At 36.6% G+C, this 18857-nt stretch carries 17 protein-coding genes and 3 tRNA genes; 10 read left to right on the top strand and 10 right to left on the bottom strand.

Annotated elements, in window-relative coordinates:
- Positions 1 to 39 precede the first annotated feature (39 nt).
- Positions 40 to 1734 carry a DEAD/DEAH box helicase gene (locus AC3HD6_RS15175; protein ID WP_068941589.1) on the bottom strand — a complete coding sequence of 565 codons (1695 nt, stop codon included), beginning with the start codon at positions 1732 to 1734 and terminating at the stop codon, positions 40 to 42.
- Positions 1735 to 1961: 227 nt separating this feature from the next.
- Between AC3HD6_RS15175 and AC3HD6_RS15170 the strand changes: the two genes are divergently transcribed.
- From AC3HD6_RS15170 to AC3HD6_RS15140, 7 genes are all read left to right on the top strand, one after another.
- Positions 1962 to 3272 (top strand): TolC family protein, encoded by a 1311-nt coding sequence (locus tag AC3HD6_RS15170; protein WP_488897104.1) that lies wholly within the window; start codon positions 1962 to 1964, stop codon positions 3270 to 3272.
- A 3-nt stretch (positions 3273 to 3275) separates the two neighbouring features.
- The gene (locus AC3HD6_RS15165) at positions 3276 to 4532 is read left to right on the top strand and encodes an efflux RND transporter periplasmic adaptor subunit (protein WP_488897103.1); all 1257 of its coding nucleotides are present in this window, start codon (positions 3276 to 3278) and stop codon (positions 4530 to 4532) included.
- Between the two features lie 41 nt (positions 4533 to 4573).
- Entirely contained in the window at positions 4574 to 5323 is a 750-nt protein-coding gene (locus AC3HD6_RS15160; RefSeq protein WP_488897102.1) for an ABC transporter ATP-binding protein, read from the top strand.
- 22 nt (positions 5324 to 5345) lie between these two features.
- The gene (locus AC3HD6_RS15155) at positions 5346 to 6575 is read left to right on the top strand and encodes an ABC transporter permease (RefSeq protein ID WP_488897101.1); all 1230 of its coding nucleotides are present in this window, start codon (positions 5346 to 5348) and stop codon (positions 6573 to 6575) included.
- Positions 6576 to 6676: 101 nt separating this feature from the next.
- A complete protein-coding gene (locus AC3HD6_RS15150) occupies positions 6677 to 7345 on the top strand; it encodes a DUF2461 domain-containing protein (RefSeq protein ID WP_488897100.1) in 669 nt (222 codons plus the stop codon).
- A gap of 305 nt (positions 7346 to 7650) precedes the next feature.
- Positions 7651 to 8445 (top strand): FkbM family methyltransferase, encoded by a 795-nt coding sequence (locus AC3HD6_RS15145; protein ID WP_488897099.1) that lies wholly within the window; start codon positions 7651 to 7653, stop codon positions 8443 to 8445.
- A gap of 9 nt (positions 8446 to 8454) precedes the next feature.
- A complete protein-coding gene (locus tag AC3HD6_RS15140) occupies positions 8455 to 9933 on the top strand; it encodes a lipopolysaccharide biosynthesis protein (RefSeq protein ID WP_488897098.1) in 1479 nt (492 codons plus the stop codon).
- 36 nt (positions 9934 to 9969) lie between these two features.
- Here the strand turns inward: AC3HD6_RS15140 and AC3HD6_RS15135 are convergent, their stop codons facing one another.
- The 4 genes from AC3HD6_RS15135 to AC3HD6_RS15120 form a co-directional block, all read right to left on the bottom strand.
- Positions 9970 to 11016, bottom strand: a complete 1047-nt coding sequence (locus tag AC3HD6_RS15135; RefSeq protein ID WP_488897097.1) for a hypothetical protein — start codon at positions 11014 to 11016, stop codon at positions 9970 to 9972.
- Between the two features lie 108 nt (positions 11017 to 11124).
- Entirely contained in the window at positions 11125 to 11979 is an 855-nt protein-coding gene (locus tag AC3HD6_RS15130) for a glycosyltransferase family 2 protein (RefSeq protein ID WP_488897096.1), read from the bottom strand.
- Positions 11980 to 12051: 72 nt separating this feature from the next.
- Positions 12052 to 13452 (bottom strand): aspartate ammonia-lyase, encoded by a 1401-nt coding sequence (gene aspA, locus AC3HD6_RS15125; RefSeq protein WP_068941568.1) that lies wholly within the window; start codon positions 13450 to 13452, stop codon positions 12052 to 12054.
- 72 nt (positions 13453 to 13524) lie between these two features.
- A complete protein-coding gene (locus AC3HD6_RS15120) occupies positions 13525 to 14550 on the bottom strand; it encodes an N-acetylmuramoyl-L-alanine amidase (RefSeq protein WP_488897095.1) in 1026 nt (341 codons plus the stop codon).
- Positions 14551 to 14686: 136 nt separating this feature from the next.
- On the opposite strand from AC3HD6_RS15120, the gene AC3HD6_RS15115 reads away from it, so the two are divergent.
- The 3 genes from AC3HD6_RS15115 to AC3HD6_RS15105 all read left to right on the top strand — a co-directional run bounded on the left by AC3HD6_RS15115 (position 14687) and on the right by AC3HD6_RS15105 (position 14976).
- Positions 14687 to 14771: transfer RNA gene (locus AC3HD6_RS15115), tRNA-Ser, on the top strand.
- A gap of 14 nt (positions 14772 to 14785) precedes the next feature.
- A tRNA-Pro gene (locus AC3HD6_RS15110) sits at positions 14786 to 14860 on the top strand.
- 42 nt (positions 14861 to 14902) lie between these two features.
- Positions 14903 to 14976: transfer RNA gene (locus AC3HD6_RS15105), tRNA-Arg, on the top strand.
- 216 nt (positions 14977 to 15192) lie between these two features.
- On the opposite strand, the gene AC3HD6_RS15100 is transcribed toward AC3HD6_RS15105, so the two are convergent.
- The 5 genes from AC3HD6_RS15100 to AC3HD6_RS15080 form a co-directional block, all read right to left on the bottom strand.
- Positions 15193 to 15684 (bottom strand): hypothetical protein, encoded by a 492-nt coding sequence (locus tag AC3HD6_RS15100; protein ID WP_488897094.1) that lies wholly within the window; start codon positions 15682 to 15684, stop codon positions 15193 to 15195.
- Positions 15685 to 15688: 4 nt separating this feature from the next.
- Entirely contained in the window at positions 15689 to 16513 is an 825-nt protein-coding gene (locus tag AC3HD6_RS15095) for a helix-turn-helix domain-containing protein (protein ID WP_488897093.1), read from the bottom strand.
- A gap of 24 nt (positions 16514 to 16537) precedes the next feature.
- Positions 16538 to 16933 (bottom strand): GlcG/HbpS family heme-binding protein, encoded by a 396-nt coding sequence (locus AC3HD6_RS15090; RefSeq protein ID WP_488897092.1) that lies wholly within the window; start codon positions 16931 to 16933, stop codon positions 16538 to 16540.
- Positions 16934 to 17000: 67 nt separating this feature from the next.
- Positions 17001 to 17792, bottom strand: coding sequence for an SDR family oxidoreductase (locus AC3HD6_RS15085; RefSeq protein ID WP_347216337.1), 792 nt, complete (start codon positions 17790 to 17792; stop codon positions 17001 to 17003).
- A 147-nt stretch (positions 17793 to 17939) separates the two neighbouring features.
- Positions 17940 to 18848 carry a hypothetical protein gene (locus AC3HD6_RS15080; RefSeq protein ID WP_488897091.1) on the bottom strand — a complete coding sequence of 303 codons (909 nt, stop codon included), beginning with the start codon at positions 18846 to 18848 and terminating at the stop codon, positions 17940 to 17942.
- Positions 18849 to 18857 lie beyond the last annotated feature (9 nt).

Below are 18857 nucleotides of genomic sequence, written 5' to 3'. Positions count from 1 at the left end.
ACCGACATTACTGCCGGTTTTATATGGTATAAAAAGAGATTAGTTAGCTACTTCAGCTCTCATATCTTTTCCTTTAAATTTCATCGATTGAATGTTGCTTAAAACATTATCTTTGAATGTTTTTTCAACTTCGAAGAAAGAGAATTTCTCAAGAATCTCAATATCTCCGATTTCAGCTCTTTTCTTGGTTTTTCCACCAGCAGTAGCTTTGTTGATAATATCTAAAACATCAAGTTTCTTTAAATGATCTTTTTTACCAAGATTGAAGAAGAATCTTACCATGTTTTCATCTTTTCTTCTTGGTTTTCCACCACGATCTCTGTCTCTTCGCTCTCCTCTATCTCTGTCACGACCTCTGTCTCTATCTCTATCACGCCCACGGTCTCTTCTTGAGTAATCATCATCTCTGCTGCTTAACTTCTGCTCAACAAGATCGTGTTTATCTTTGTAATATAAAGCAAGGTCCTTCAATTGGAACTGTAACAACTGGTGTACTAATTCTTCTTTCGTGAAGTTGCTTAGATCCGGGATTAAGCTGTCATCAAATTCAAAAAGATCTTCGTGTTCTGTAAATAATTTTTCAAAAACACCTCCAACCTGAGCTTTGATAATATCTTCTCCTGTAGGAATAAACTTTTCGTTAATCTCAATTTTAGTAGAAGATTTGATTTGCTTCAGCTTTCTGCTTTCTTCAGGCTTGATTAAAGCCATAGAAATACCGTCTTTTCCTGCTCTACCTGTTCTTCCACTTCTGTGAACGAATACTTCAGGATCATCAGGTAAAGAGAAGTGAATAACGTGAGTAAGAGAGTTTACATCTAGTCCTCTTGCTGCAACGTCTGTGGCTACAAGGATATCGATATTTTTCAATCTGAATTTCTTCATTACCGTATCTCTCTGCGCTTGAGAAAGGTCTCCGTGAAGGGCATCAGCTGCATAACCGTTCTGCATTAAGAAATCTGCAACCTCCTGAGTTTCCATTCTTGTTCTACAGAAAATAATGGAATACTGGTTCGGGTTAGCATCAATTAATCTCTTTAATGCTTCTTTTTTCTGACGGTATCCTACCACATAGTATTCGTGTGTAATGTTCTTCTTCACTTCGTTGATAGAACCTACTGAAATACGGTGTGGTTTTGTAAGATAGTTTTTGGAAATTCTTTCCACTTCTTTATTCATCGTAGCCGAGAATAAGAAAGTTTGTTTCGTCTCCGGAGTTTCGCTTAGAATGGTTTCCAATTCATCCTTGAATCCCATAGAAAGCATTTCATCAGCTTCGTCTAATACTAACCAATGAATCGCAGAAAAGTCTAAAGCCTTTCTGTTGATAAGGTCAATGACCCTACCTGGAGTTCCCACAATAATCTGTGGCTTATCCTTTAAAGATCTCATCTGATCTACAATACTACTTCCACCGTAAACTGCAGTAGTTTTGATGTCCATGTATTTAGAATAATTCTTTATGTCTTTAGAAATCTGAAGACATAATTCCCGTGTCGGACAAAGCACCAATAATTGGATTTTGCGACTCGTATCGTCAATCATATCCAAAATCGGAAGCGAAAACGCTGCTGTTTTGCCTGTCCCTGTCTGCGCAAGTGCGATCAAATCGCGAATATCTGAAAGAATGAAAGGGATAGTCTGTTTTTGGATTTCTGTTGGGCTTTCGTAACCCAGTTCGCCAATTGCCTTAAGGATATCAGGACTTAAATTGGTTTCCGTAAATAAATTCATTAACTATTTTAAAATTTTTGCAAAGATACAATAAATATTTGACTTGTTTTTGAATAAAGTTTTAAATATACAAACTTAAATTCATAATCTTTTAATATATTTTTAATATTTTAAAAATTAAACGTAATAAAATAAGCTCCAGGTTAAAAATTTGTTAAACATTAGTTTTTTTTATTAAATTGGATTGATTTTTTCTGGATTATTTATGAATTTTCAAAAACAAAACGATGAAACGCAGATTTTTCTTTTTGATATTCTCATTGATAACGCTTGAAATATTTGCTCAAACACCCAATTACCCTACTCGCTGGACTCTGGATAATTGTATTGAATATGCAAAGGAGAACAATATTTCCATCAATTCATTAAGGCTTTCAAAAAATTCAGCTCAGCAGGATCTGCTTCAGGCTAAAGAAGCAAAATATCCCAACCTCAACGGAACGGTTTCACAAGGTCTTTTTTCTCTTAACGGAAATGACGGGCTTCATCTCACCGGAGCACAAACCCAAAGTATAGGCGTCAATTCTTCTATGACGCTTTACCATGCCAATTATATTAAAAATAATGAATCTTCGAAAAATCTACTGGTTCAGATGGCTGATTTATCTGTTCAGGAATCTGAAAACAATATCACCTTAAACATCACTCAAGCCTATCTGAATATTTTAATGAACGAGGAAAATATTATTTCTCTGGAAAGCGTTTTAAAAACCACTCAAACCCAGTTAAAACAAGGAGATCAGCTTTATAAGGCAGGGAGTCTTTCCAAACTCAATTATCTTCAGATTCAGTCACAGGTTGCCCAAGATCAATATAATTTAACATCAGCTCAGAATAATTTAAGAACCAATATTGTTAATCTAAAGCAAATTCTACAATTACCTACGAATTATGACTTCCAGATCGTAAAACCAGACAGTATTATGGTAGATGACCAGCTAAAACCTTTGCAAGAAGTTCAAAGTCTCGCTCAAAGTCAACGCCCTGAAGTAAAATATGGGGAATTGAATGTGGAAAACTCCAATACCAATCTTAAAATGGCTCAGGCATCTATTCAGCCCACCCTGAGTGTAGTAGGAAATATTTCAACCAATTATTCTAATGGTAATGGAAACTATTTTAATCAATTGGGTAACAATTTCTATCTGCCTATCGGATTAAGCCTTGGAATTCCGCTCTACAATAACAGGATCTACAAAACCCAGATTGAAAAATCAAAAATCGCCATAGAACAGGCTAATCTTGATCTTCAAAACACCAAAACAGTTCTCAATCAACAGATCGAACAATCTTATATCAATCTGCAAAATGCGGTATCACAATATGATTCTGCTTCCAAACAAATGGATATCAGCAAACAGAGTTATGATATTGTGAATGCCCAAATGAAAATAGGCAGTATTGATTATGTACAGCTTCAACAGCAACGATTGCTTTACATTCAATCTATTCAAAATTATCTGCAGGCTAAATATACTGCAGTTCTCAATAAACAGATTTACGAATTTTATGCAGGTAACCCTATAAATCTAAAATAAACTATGAAAACAAAGAATAAAAAATGGTTGTATTGGGTTGTTGGCGGCATCATTGTTATAGGTGCAGTCTGGTTTTTCTTCATCAGAGAAAAAGAAATAAAAATCCAACTGGAAACGGTAAAGCCTGAAATGGGAGAAATTTCAAACTCCATCACCGCTACTGGAACCATTCAACCGGTAGATACCGTTGCAGTAGGTACTCAGGTATCAGGAATCATCAAAAATATTTATGTAGATTTTAATTCTACGGTAAAAAAGGGACAGCTTTTAGCGACTTTGGATCCGGATCTTCTCAAATTTCAATCTGAGCAGTACCAATCTAATCTACAAAATGCAAAAAGCAACCTTGCTTATAACGAAATTAATTTCAACCGACAGTCACAACTCTATAAGGTGGGAGCTATCAGCAAAGCAGACTATGATAATGCCACCAATCAATACAATATGGCAAAAGCACAGGTAGGTACCGTAACCGCTCAGCTTTCCACTGCCAACAAAAACCTGTCGCTTACCAATATTTATTCTCCGATAGATGGCACGGTTCTTAACAGAAATGTGAGTGAAGGACAAACTGTAGCATCCAGTTTCAGTACTCCTACTCTATTCAGTATTGCTAAGGATCTGACGAAAATGAGAGTTCGTGCCTCCGTAGATGAAGCTGACATTGGAAATGTAAAGGTGGGACAGAAAGCCACTTTTACTGTAGATGCTTTTCCTGATGAAACATTCAATGGAGAAGTTTCTGAGGTACGGCTCCATCCTACCGTCTCATCGAATGTTGTCAATTATACGACCATCATTAATGCAGACAACTCTGGCTTGAAATTAAAGCCAGGAATGACGGCAAACATTACCATTTACACACAGGTTTTAGAGAACGTGATGAAAATACCTGCTGCTGCAACCACTTTCAGACCAGATAGCCTGGTTATTCAAAAATACAAGATCAGCTCTTCATTTGCCAACACCCACGAAAAAGGACAAAGGAAAAAGCAAGGGGTGAAAAGTGCAGACAAAAAAAATGAAGCCGGAGTATGGGTCATTGCTAAAGACAGTACTCTGTCCCGTAAAAAGATTAAAACCGGAATGGATAGCGATACCGAAATACAAGTTATTTCAGGTTTGGATAAGAATGACAATATCATTACAGGCTACAAATTATTATCTAAAAAATCTTCAGGCGGACAAGCAAAAAGCCCGTTCATGCCTCAGAGAAGAGGTAGTGGAAACAATAAAGGAGGTGGTGGCGGGCCTAGATAATAGGAGTTTCAATATCCGGCAAATGTTAAAAGCGACAAGTCATGACAGAAAAAATTCTTAATATTATGGATCTGAAAAGGGAATTCAGGATGGGTGAAGAGATTGTTCATGCCCTGAAAGGGGTTACTTTTTCGGTAGAGAGAGGAGAGTTCGTAACCATTATGGGAAGCAGCGGTTCAGGAAAATCTACTTTACTCAATATTCTGGGCTGCCTGGATAAGCCCTCCAGTGGCGACTATATTCTTGATGGAGTCAATGTTAAAAATCTTGATCGTGACGAACTGGCTGTTTTGAGAAATCAAAAAATAGGTTTTGTATTTCAGGCATACAATCTTCTTCCCAGAACTACGGCAAGGGAAAATGTGGAACTTCCTCTTCTTTATAACGCTAAAATCTCAACAGAAGAAAGACATAAAAGATCATTAAATGCTTTAGCCGCTGTGAAACTAGAAAGCAGAGTTGATCATCTTTCTAATCAGATGTCCGGCGGGCAACAGCAAAGAGTGGCTATTGCGCGTGCTCTAGTAAATGAACCTGTTATGATTCTTGCTGATGAAGCTACCGGGAATCTTGATACCAGAACCTCATACGAGATCATGGCACTCATGCAAGATCTTCATAAACAGGGACGAACCATCGTTTTTGTAACGCATGAGCCAGATATTGCCACTTTTAGCAGCAGAACTGTAACATTAAGAGACGGAAAAGTAATTAAAGACATTAAAAACGATAATATAAAGTCAGCCAGAGAGGCCCTTGACAATCTACCTGTCAATGATGACTATCAATAATTTTCATTAAAAGTCTACTGAAATGAACCTATCCAATCTCTTTAGAATCGCCTGGAAAGCGCTTTTAAGAAATAAGCTTCGTGCATTTTTAACGATGCTCGGGATCATTATTGGTGTTGCGTCGGTAATTGCCATGACTGCCATTGGTGAAGGTTCTAAAAAAAGTATCAGCGACCAGCTTTCTTCAATGGGTTCCAATATGATTACAATTCGGCCTACCAGCAATGTGAATGTTTCAGGAGGAGCAAGAATAGGAGCTTCCGGGCTACAAACCTTAAAGCCGCAGGATGCTGAAGCCATTTCCAAAGGTGCCCCGGATGTTTCTTATGTTTCTCCGGCTGTACAAACCAATGGACAATCCATCAATGGACCTAATAACTGGCCTACTCAATTGCAGGGTGTCAATGAGGAATATTTTCAGATCAGGGACTGGAATGTAGCCAATGGCAACCTTTTTACCAGAAAAGACGTTACTTCTTCCAATAAAGTCTGCCTCATAGGACAAACTGTTTATACGAATCTGTTCCCCAACGGAGAAGATCCAATAGGAAGTGTTATAAGATTCAATAAAGTCCCTATGAAAATCATTGGAGTTCTTTCTCCAAAAGGATCCAATGCATTCGGGCAGGATCAGGATGATGTCATTATTGCCCCTTTTAATACGGTTCAAAGAAGATTTTTGGGAATTACTTATGCACAGACTGTTTATGCTTCATCTACGAATGCAAACACTTCGCAACAGGCTACTGATCAGGTCTCAGAAATTTTACGAAAACAACATAAGCTGCCGGCTGATGGTAGTAACGACGATTTTAGTGTAAGAACCCAGGCGGAATTGATCTCTACCATGAGTTCTACCAGTCAGCTTCTGACTGTACTGCTTTCGGCAATTGCAGGGATTTCACTTATTGTAGGAGGGATCGGGATTATGAATATCATGTATGTTTCTGTCACTGAAAGAACTAAAGAAATAGGTTTAAGAATGTCAATTGGAGCCAGAGGAAAAGATATTTTGTATCAATTTTTGATTGAGGCTGTGCTCATTAGTATTACCGGAGGAATTCTGGGAGTTATTCTGGGAGTTCTCACCTCGGAACTGGTCACTTTTTTCCTTTCATGGCCAACCTTCATTACCGAATCATCTATTATCATTTCATTCATCGTTTGTGCTGTAACCGGCGTATTTTTCGGATACTACCCTGCCCTAAAGGCATCAAAACTTGATCCTATTGAGGCATTGAGATATGAATAGTTTTATGTAAATTTGGATAGCGTTGCCAGGTACGGTTTTCGAATTTCAGGATAATCAAATTTGGGATTGCAACTTATAAAATTAATAAACACCAACAAAATATGTCAGCCAGCATTTCTTCCAAAACCTTCGATTTTCTTAAGAAACTAAGTAAAAATAACAACCGTGATTGGTTTAACGAAAATAAAAATCTATATACGGAATCTCAGTCAAATGTCATTGAGTTTTTAGATAGTTTGATAAAGGAAATGTCTGAATTTGATGAAGAGCTTGCCAAGATAGACAGTAAAAAATCATTATTCAGAATTTACAGAGATACTCGGTTCTCCAAGGACAAGTCACCTTATAAAACCAATTTCGGAGCATCTTTGGGAATGGGAAAAGGAAATCAAAAAGGCGGGTATTACCTTCATATGGAACCTGGCAAGTCTTTTCTGGCTGGTGGAATTTATATGCCTGAATCTTTTGTATTGAAAGAAGTACGAAAAGAGATTTCGCTGTATGGTGATGATTTTCTCAAAATTTTAAATCATAAAGATTTTAAAAAACACTTCCCTGAGCTGGATCAGGATGATAAATTGAAGAAAGTTCCTCAGGGTTTTGAAAAGGAAGATCCTATGGCAGAATATCTAAAGCTTAAAAACTTTATTGTAGTATACCCGCTTAAAGATGAAGAGGTTTTAGATAAAAATGCGGTAAAGAATCTCACTAAGATTTTCAAGCTTATCAAACCATTTAATGATTTTCTAAATACGCCTTTCCAGGATTAAAGCTTGCTGAATAATATTCCCCACAGATTTTCAAGATATTCTTGGATGAAGAAAAGTAAGTTGTATTATTTGTGAAAAACATTAGTGTTTTAAATTCTGCTCAGTTCGCTGTTCTATTTAATACTTGCAATAAAAAGCCTACCCCATAAGGCGTTTCTGTTACAACCTCAAAATAGAGTACCACTCAGGTTCCTACAAAACAACACACAAAGTCTACCAATTGAAAATCAATCCATTATATTTAACATTTTTTAAGAAAAGTTTTACATTTTTGCTTATCTTTGCTGTTCGTCAAAAAGCTAAGGATGTCTTTATACCAAAAAATTGCAGAAAAGCTACAATATATAAGTCCGGATTTTTATAAAAAAAGATATTTTAAGACTCTAAACAATCTTAATAAAGATAATTTTTCGGAACGCAATGTAGAACCGGAACTGGTATGGATCAAAGAATACCTTCCCAAAAACGCTGTGATATTGGATATTGGTGCCAATGTAGGAACTTTTCTATATCAATTGGAGAACAAGTTGAATCATGAGCATATTTATGCTTTTGAGCCTAATAAAAAGCTTTATCTCAGGTTAAAAAGACTATTTCCAGGGATGCGTGTGCTTCCTTTAGCACTTTCTGACGAAAATACGATAGCGGAATTCAAAGTTCCTATTATCAACGGAAAAACCATTGCTTCCCGCGGTACTTTAAATACTTCTTATAAAGAAAAAGGCGAAGAGAAAAGCTATACTGAGAAGGTTAAGGTTATCAAACTAGACGAATGGGCAGCCATAGAACACTTCAGCAGACTGGATTTTATTAAGATAGATGTTGAAGGCAATGAAATAAAGACTCTTTCGGGAGCCAAAGAAACCATCAAACAATTTATGCCTACCTTAATGGTTGAGATGGAACAAAGGCATCACCAAACACCCATATGGAATGAAATCTCTGAAGTGAAAAGCTGGGGATATGAAGTAAAGTATTTGAACAGGAACAGCTTTACCCTGGAAAACCTTACAGAAGATATTCTATTACAAAATACAAACGACGAAAAAAATAAAACTCAGTACATCAACAATATTATTTTTATACCTAAAAACCCTTAAAACAACTTTATGAGTGTAGTAGCGAGACAAGGCTTCAAATATTCCATTATCGGCTATATTGGTTTTTTGCTGGGCACAGTTTCTGCAATTTTTATCTTTCCCAATGACTTTGAATTTTATGGAAAACTCCGCTACATTCTTCCTACTGCTGAAATGCTGGTTCCTTTTGTAGTTCTGGGAATCTCCTATTCCAATGTAAAGTTTTTTCACAAGGTAGAAAAAGATGGTAAAAAACAGAATATGCTTTCTCTGTCATTGCTTACTGTTTTTATCAATTTCCTTATTTTCACTGTTGTATTTTTTATACTTCCGTTTTTCTATCCTAAGTTCAGACATTCGGAAGCCTGGAAAATAAAGGAAATGATTCTTCCCTTAATTTTAATCCTTTCGTTTTGTGCCATTTTCAACAAATACACCTCCAATTACAAAAGGATTGTTGTTTCTAATATTTTTGATAATCTGCTTCCTAAAATTGCCAATCTGGGGGCCTTTTGTTTATTCTATTATTTTGCTTTATCCCAGAAAATCGCCTTTGCATTCTTCTTCGGAACCTTCACTTTAATGCTTTTTGGATATATTTATTACAGCAATAAACTGGAAAAGATCCAACTTGATTTTAATACGGACTATTTTAAAAAGAATGGTTTCTGGAAAGAGTTTTTCAACTATAGCTTCTTTGGTTTTTTAGGAACTTTTGGAAATTACCTGGCCATCAACAGCTTTATGATCGGAGAATTTATGGGAATGGAAGAGGTAGGAATCTACTCTGTTTTATACGCCTTAATTTCATTGATCTCTATTCCTCAATTGGGATTATTTAATATTTCTGCGCCTATCATCAATAAAACACTTGCTGACGGAGATATGGAAGAATTAGACCGATTCCATAAGAAAACTTCTCTATCACTCTATTTTCTAGGAGCTGTTTTATTTTCATGCATTATGGTAGGGTTCCCTTATCTTACAGAGTTTATGCCCAAAAACGGAACCATGCTTAGAGAATATGAACCTGTAATCTGGATCTGGGGCTCTGCAGTTTTAATTGATCTCGCAACAGGGTTTAATGGTAATATCATTTCACTTTCAAAATATTACAGATTCAACATTCTGGTTATGCTTTTATTAGCTGGATTAACAATCGGACTAAACTATTATTTCATTAAAAACACAGATTTGAAATTGATTGGTATTGCCTTATCGACGGCAATTTCACTCACGATCTACAATATCATTAAAATCGCATTCAATTATATTGTATTCAAAGTTTCACCATTAACCATTGAAATGATCTTCGTTTCAATTATCTGTACATTGGCTATTACTGTAGCTATTGTTCTTCCTAATTTCAACAGCAATTTTATCAACCTGGTTTATAAACCGGCTGTAGTTTTAGCATTAATCTATATTGGAAATTATTTCACAAAGATCTTTCCGATAGAGGATTATCTGAATGTGAAGTTTATTAAGAGTATTTTTAAGTTTAAATAGATTTAGAAGATAAAAACCATAGAAAGGTACCTCCTTTTACTTCGTAATAAGACTGTTTAATAACTGTTCTAATCTTTTTTGCACCTCTGTCCTACTGTATCTTTTTTGGAAATCAAAATGGGTATTTGCAAGTGCGTTCAACTGTTCAAGAATATTTTCTTTTTCAGGGAAAATGAAATCCAGTTTTGAGGGATAGTTGTTTGGAAAAATAGTGAGTTTGGCATAGGTAATTGCGTCTCCCAGATTTCCTGTCATCTTGGTTTTGCCATACACTTCTTTTAGGCTGAAAAATTCTGTTTCCTGCTGAATCGGGCACCAGAGTACATCTGCCCTCTGCATCCATTTCTCAAAATCTTCAACAGACGCTCTTTCTGAAAAATAGGTTACAGAAATATTTTCCGGTAAATTTGAAGACAACTGTTCAAGCTGTTTCAACTCATGATCCTTTGCTTTTCCAAGGAATATAAATTCACATGCTTTATCTGCATTCATCTCCCGAATCTTTTTAAAAAGGTGATGATAATCTCTCCTCTTCTGAGAAACTCCACCAGGAATAACAACTGTCAGGCATTTATTTTCTGTTTTATCAAAGTTTCTGGCATAAAAAAGAGGTAGAAACTTATATCTGTCGGAAATCAATGCTTCATCCAATACTACCAGTGATTTTGATTGTTGATATACTTTACCGGCATACAATAATCCTTCTTTCCACCACAGCTTTACTCTGTAAATGAAATCTCCTTTGAACACACTTTTTATTAAATCAAACCTTGATGCTTGGGTAAAATTGAGATTGTGTGTAATGACAGCCGTGTTGTATTTCTTTGTTATTACTAAAAACGTGTTGAAAAAACGATGAACAGTTCCGATAATCACAAGATCATATTCTTTGGCTTTCAGCTGATCTAAAATCATAGAACTATCAGACAGAAAAACTTTTGATCCAGTTTCATTGACCTGATCCTTAATTCTTTTTGAAAAATAATAATCTACATTGAAATGTTGGGATCCTTCCATGATATTCATGAAAGCCTGTGCTATTTCTGCATGGGTATCTATTTCTATGTAAGCTATTTTTTTCACTGACTGATTGGGGTATTTTAGGTTTTGGCTAAAGCCAATTGAATTTTTATTTTTTCATTGCAAATGGGCTAAAGCCCATCCCTATTGATGTTTATTGGGTGTATACCATTACATTTTCAACCATTTCTTCTTCAGCATTCTCCAGCGCTGATCATTGACAACTTTTTGTTCTTCCTTTGAAATTTTAAGTTCTAATTTTTTTGACTTACAATTTTCATAGGATTTCACAATATCAAAGAAAAATGATGGAGATTTGCTTTTCATGGCTTCCTTTGAAGAGGCAATATAAGCCAGGAATCTGTTTAATCCTAGAAAATAGAAATAACGGCCATAATAATCTGCCGGTCTTATGGTATAATCAGCTCCTTTTACTTTAATAAGCTTTACATGAAGCTCAGGCAGGACTATTTCTTTCCATCCTAAATGTTCTAACAAAATAGAATCAATATTGTCCCATCCTAATGTTTCCCTTAAGCCTCCCATCTGAATAAAGCATTCTTTCCGGTACGCTTTCATAGGGCCTCTTACATGATGCTTATTAGAATTCCCTTCATATACCCAGTTCCCGGCTTTCTCTACATAGAGTAAACCTCCTACCAATCCATAGTCAGGATTATTGATGAAAGCTTTTTCTACGGTTTTCAGATAGTTTTCAGGAAGAATAATATCGGCATCGAACTTACAAATGATATCAAATTCATCTGTTGATTGTGTTTGCAAGCCATTTTTAAAGGCATGAACCACCTTTGATCCCGGCTGATGTTCAGATTTTTGAAGATTAATGGCTTCAAAACGAGAATCAGCAGCTGTATATTTCCTGATAATGTCAGGCGTACTGTCTATGGAACCGTCATTAACGACTACCACTTTAAAATCCTTACTACTTTGCTGCTGTAAAGAATCCAGAGTGAATGAGAGGTTCTGCTCTTCGTTATGGGCAGGAATAATAATTAAAAACCTCACGGAGTAATTTATAGATGATGAATGATAAGTGATAAATGATGACGAGCATCATTTATCACTTATTGTATTATATTATTTATTGTGTGGCTTCAGCATGTTTTTCGGATCAAGGATTTCATCCAGTTTTTCCTGAGAAAGAATTCCTTTCTCTAAAACAAGATTATATACACTTTTTCCTGTCTCTAAAGCTTCTTTTGCAATCTGTGTAGATTGTTTGTAACCGATATAAGGGTTTAATGCTGTTACAATTCCGATGCTATGTTTTACCATGTTCAGACATACTTCTTTGTTGGCAGTAATTCCTACTACACACTTATCACGAAGAGTATCTAATGCATTGCAAAGGAAATTGATATTTTCCATGATCGCATGAGAAAGTACCGGCTCCATTACATTAAGCTGTAACTGTCCTGCTTCTGCGGCAAAAGTAACTGTTAAATCATTTCCAAATACTTTAAAGCAAACCTGGTTAACCACTTCCGGGATCACAGGATTTACTTTACCAGGCATAATAGATGATCCCGGCTGCATTGGTGGAAGGTTGATTTCAAAAAGTCCCGCTCTCGGCCCTGATGAAAGCAATCTTAAATCATTACAGATCTTTGATAATTTTACTGCAAGACGCTTCGTTGCCGAAGAATAGATCACATAAGATCCGGTATCCGGAGTAGCTTCTACCAAGTCAGGTGCTGAAACAATTGGAAATCCTGTGATCTGAGCTAAGTTTTTAGCACAAAGCGTAGCATATCCAACCGGAGCATTTAAACCTGTTCCAATGGCTGTAGCTCCCATATTTACTTCTACAAAAAGACTTGCATTATTGTTCAGTTTAGAAATATCTTCTTCCAGGGTAGCAGCATATGCCTCAAATTCCTGTCCTAGGGTCATAGGAACAGCATCCTGAAGCTGAGTACGTCCCATTTTGATCACATCATGAAACTCTTGTCCTTTGGCACGAAAAGCAGCTATAATTTTCTCCAGTCTTTCTACCAACCCGATATTCATCTGCAACAGTCCCATTTTAATGGCTGTAGGATAAGCATCGTTAGTTGATTGTGAAAGGTTGATATGATCATTTGGTGAACAAAATTCGTATTCGCCTTTGTTTTTTCCTAATTTTTCCAATACGATATTCGCAATCACTTCATTCGCATTCATGTTGATTGAAGTTCCTGCACCACCCTGGATCATATCTACCGGAAACTGGTCATGATATTTTCCTGCTACAATCTCATCACATGCTTCTGCTATCTTGAAATATAGGTTTTCGTCAAGAAGTCCTAATTCATAATTGGTCTTTGCGGCGGCTTTTTTTACGAAAGCCAGTCCCTTGATAAAATCCGGATATGAAGACAAAAGCTGTCCCGAGATTTTGAAGTTGTTGATTGCTCTTTGCGTCTGCACTCCATAATAAGCATCTAAAGGCACGTTCAATTCGCCTAATAGATCACTTTCTTTTCTGAAATTTTCCATTACAGATATTTTACTGTTTTTGATCGTTTAAAGATAGCAAAAACGCATCGATCCGATGCGCTTTAATTTGAATTATTTTGCTGAATATTTTAGGTTCAAAGCTTGCAGTATAGCCCATGTTTCGGCATCCATAATTCCGTCATAATTTTGTGGACGGAAATGATACTGGAAAGCTTCAATTGTTTTCTTTGTAGCATCATCCCATTTTCCGCTAGGATCTATTCCATATCCGAATTTCTGTAAAGCAGTCTGGATAGAAAAGATAAATGATGGGTCATTATATTTCACCACAATGGTTTCTTCTGCAACAGTCTGATAGTTTGATTTAAGGGCTTCATCATACCACATTCCTATCTGGTATTCATCATATAATTTTTTCCATGGGAACATAGGCCCAGGGTCTTGCTTTCTTGTAGGAGCAATATCTGCATGACCAATAACATTGGTTGCCGGAATCTGGTATCTTGTAACAATATCTTTCGCCAGCGCTGCTACTTTTCTTATCTGTGCATCACTGAAAGGAACAAAAACTCTTTTACCTGTAGAATCAGTAGTAAAGCCCGGATTCACAATTTCAATTCCTATAGAAGTATCATTAAGGTTTTTGTCTGCCCTCCATGAACTTACACCAGCATGATATGCTCTTTTGTTTTCATCTACTAATTGATAGATTTCATTATCTCCGGTATTATTTACCAAATAATGAGCACTTACTCCAGGCTGAGTAAGAACGGTAATAGACTTGTCATCAGGAAGCACTGTATAATGCATGATCAAATAACGCTGTCTGAAATTCTGTGCCATGGCTGGGAAATATGTTTTCACCACTTTATATCCTGCAGGTTTTGCGGATACAATAGAACCATAACTTGCCGTATTATCATTTTTTGCAGGGTCTGCTATATTAGTAGTAAAAAAGTCTACTCCATGATCGCTCACCACTTTTGGTTTTGGAGCTTCCGATGTTTGAGTTTTAGCTACTGGTTTTGGCTGTACCACGGGAGTTTTCGGTTGGTACGTATTTTTTTTCACATTTTTTTGAGGAGCACATGAAAAAACAAAAGCACTTAAGCCGATGATATATAATGTCTTACGCATCAGTTTGGTTTTTTATCAATTTATTAGCTCAAAAATACGTTAAAATTTTCTTGAATTTTATTTGGTAAATAAAGAAATCTGTTCTATATTTGCACTCGCAATAACGGAACAACGATCATTAAAAAATAAACAAAAAGGAGGGTTGCCGGAGTGGTTAACGGAGCAGTTTGCTAAACTGTCGACGCGAAAGTGTCGCAAGGGTTCGAATCCCTTACCCTCCGCTCTCTTATATATTCGGGGCGTAGCGTAGTCCGGTCATCGCGCCTGGTTTGGGACCAGGAGGTCGCAGGTTCGAATCCTGCCGCCCCGACTTTTTTAATGCGCTTATTATAAAGCGAGAATCAACTTCTAAGGGTGCGTAGCTCAGCTGGATAGAGCATCTGCCTTCTAAGCAGACGGTCAAAGGTTCGAATCCTTTCGCGCTCACAAAAACCTCATCATTTTTATGGTGAGGTTTTTTGTTTTTATTCCCATTTTTTAATTTTAAGATTTAGATTATCAAGAATAGAGCATCCCGATTTTTTTAATCGGGACGGTCAAAGGTTCGAATCCTTTTGAATTCACAAAACCTTATCATTTTTATAGTGAGGTTTTTTGTTTTTATTTTTCTTTCTAATTAACCTTCCTAAGAAAATAAAAAACTCAAGTTATCATACTTTGTAAATCTGAAATATAAAGCGACAGACGATAGTGCAGAAAGGTATCAATACACAATAAGCCAAAGAATAAACCCGTAAATCCTAATGACAACCCCCTATAATAATCTGCTGTAAAAATGAAAAAGAGAATGATAGAAATAACGATGAGTATAGTCCATACAATCCTAAATACAGTGTAAGACTTTTCATCATTTTTTATTTTACTATATTCTGCTGCAATTGTTTTCGGGGCATCCTTTTTAAACTGTTGGTTTATTTCTTCTGCGTATTTCATCCTGTTCGTTACAAGGTATGTACCATAACCGGTATTCAATACCAACAACAATGAAATTGGGATCAGCATACCACGTAAGACTGTATTTTCACTCCTTACAATCAAAATAATAACCAGAAGGAGTAATACTGAAACTGAAAGCATCCATTTTCCTTGCTCAGCATCTCCTTTTGCCCAAGCTTGCAGTTGAATAAAATCCATAATATTAGGTTTTAGAATATTGTACTTCGGTAGTTGTTTTGCCAAATTTTTGTTTGAAAGAGTAGTAGAAATGTGATAAGTTTTCAAAACCAAGGTCTAAATAAAAATCTGTTGGCTTTTTTCGCTTGTATTTGATTAAATAATAAGCTTCTTCCAAACGTTTTTCTCTAAGCCATTGTTGTGGCGGGCAGTTGAAAACTTTCCCAAAATCTCGCTTAAACCCAGAAATGCTTCGTCCTGTCAGTTTAGCAAATGCGTCTATACTGATATTAAACATGAAATTATTATTCATGAATTCTTTGAGATCAACAAGGTGGGGTTTGGCGAAATCAAATAAAACATATTTAAGATCCGGATTGCTATCCAACAGAAGTTCTATAGCTTCTCTGATCTTCAACTCCGCCAGCTTTGGGGTTGCCTCTTTAGTTTTGTTGATATATGGAGCCAACGAAATAAAATAGCTGTGTAAGAATTCATTAGGTTCAAAAAAAAGTTTCTGTTTTCCCTGATAACCTTCCTTGATCTTAATTTTATTTTCTAAAGCATAATGCTGGAGTGTCTTACTATCCAATGTAATAGCAATAAACTTATAGTTGCCGGATTTTGAAGGATACTTTATTGTGCGGATCAGCTGGTTTCTCTTGACTAATACTACGGTATTTTCCTTAATAACTGTATTGGTATTATTATCATAAAAAGCGTGAGTCTCTCCAGCCAGCTGAAATCCTAAAAAATGATCAGGATAATATTCTTCGGCTCCTCTCTGCATTTCAAAAATGCAAGAGTATACCAGCTTATCAAATATTATTTCATACACAGGTTCCATCATATGAATTGTAAAGAATTAAATATTTTATTTATCAGCTCCCGCAGCAGCAATTTCTTTATCCTGCTCTGCTGTTCCGCCCGAGCAGCCAATAGCGCCTATCATATTCCCCTCCTTATTCTTTAGGACTACTCCTCCCGGAATGGTAAGCAGACCATCATTAGAATTAATCATCCCGTAGGCATGCATCTCAGCACCAGAGATAATAGATCCCATGATATCGCTGTCAACGCCGAACATCGCTGCTGTTCTGGCTTTTTTTAAAGCAAAGTCTATCACTCCATATAAACTATCCAACCTTGCAAAGGCAACCAGATGCCCGCCTGTATCTACAACTGCTATACTAACTGCTATTCCTAAATGCTTAGCCTTTTCTATCGATGCTTCTAATGCCTGAGTCGCCTCATTATATGTAATATTCATGTTATTTTTTTAAATTTTAAATAAAAGAAGCATGGGCAGGAAATTGCCCATGCTGTTATAAAACCAATTAGCTTTTTGCTGTCCAAGCTTCTGCCTGCAGCTGCTTAACAAAATCCTCAGTTTCTTTAGGATGTACATTTCTAAAGTTGGAATTATCGTCCAAAGCTACATTTACAATACAATCAGCCATTGATTGTGGATCTAGCTGATGTTTTAAAGATTCTGCGGCTCCATCAAAAGCAGACGACGGAGTGAAATTTGTCTCAGGATTATACCATCTGAAAATTGAATCTACACCACGATCATTAAAACCTGTGCCAAAAACACCAGGGTTGCAGGTTGCAATCTTGATATTAAAATCAGCAAGTTCTGTTCTCAGCCCCTCAGCAATAGCCCCCATGGCGTGTTTTGATGAGCAATAAGCTGCCACATATGGAACAGTCCATAATTCTCCCATAGAAGTTGTAAACACAATCTTTGCCGCTTTCTTCTGCTCCACCCATTTCTTAATGAAACCCTGAGCCAGCTCCAGACCTCCGAAAACATTCACATCAAACATGGAACGAATAAGTTCTAAAGGCTGTTCAGCAATTGGCCCTCCTTCCATAATTCCTGCATTGCTTATCAGAATATCTACATCGTACTTGTCTACAACGTATTTGATATCGCGAGAATTGGAGACGTCTAACTTATCAGCGATCAATTCAACACCCAATTCCTTTGCTTCACGGATAAGGTCACTCATTTGGGGATAGACCTGTGCCGTAGCAATTACTTTATACCCTTTTCGGGCTAGATCAAATGCAGCGATTTTTCCAAAACCACTTGCAGCTCCTGTAATTAAAATTGTCTTGCTCATTTAATGTTTGTTTAAATTCTATAACAAAGTTGCTTAAATTATGCAAAGCCAATATTGCCCTACAGCTCTATTTTATATTGTCTGAAAGTCCAATACCATAGATGAATTATTTAATATTTAAAAAGTATAAAGTTTAGTTAAAAGAGATTACTGTTCCACAATGGTAAGTGAATTATAAGCTCCGCTATCTGAAATATCGAATTGGCTGATTGTGCCATCAAATGCTACGGTAACCCATGTAAATGGTCTTAATTTATCTCCTTTATTTAAGTAAACACTCACTGTACATGCTGAACCAACAGGTACTGCATTTGGAGCAGCACCTGTATCGGACGCGTATCCATTATTTGTTTTTACTCTCTGAGTAATGGTACCTGCCTGATTTCTAACCTCCCAGATCGCTTCTGTTTGATTATTTCCTCCCGTGTTGACCTGGCTGGATTGTAATGCAAATGTAAAAGTGGCAAAGTATACGCCGGTTCGGGGAGCGATAAACTCACCAGTGACTGGGTTAAAGTTATCGGTGGGAACACCTGAATCAGAATCTAGCTTTTCTCCCCAATTGGTCAGATATGAGGATCTCCTTTGCATAATGCCAGATTTAGGACCAATCTCTGAAGGGGTACCACTTTCAAATACATACGTATCCTGACTGGTCTTACTCGCCATTACAATAATACGCGGTTTTCCTTTTGGAAAAAAACTAACCCAATTGGTCCCATCTGAAAATTCTAAATAACCTTTCACACCTATAGCAGGGCTTGCAACATATCTTAATGCTCCAGCACCAGCCTGCACCGCCGTTTTATTGGTATTTCCCACTGCCACTGCTCCATTATTTCCGCTGCGTAAATCTACGGCAACTTTTGGGTTGGCAACCAAAACACCAAGCTTTCCGGTGTTATCAACAATAATCTTCCCAGCATCAGTTTTAATTTCAACAGGGTTGGTAGGATTTTCTATTCCTAACCCTATTTGTGCATTGCCCTGCCCTGCCCAGAAAAGCATTAGTACGGATACTCTGATTAAATTCTTTATATTATTTTGCATCATCATTATTTGTTT

The sequence above is a fragment of the Chryseobacterium sp. II3a genome (assembly GCF_057815135.1).
This window is presented reverse-complemented; position numbering and strand designations above follow the sequence as displayed.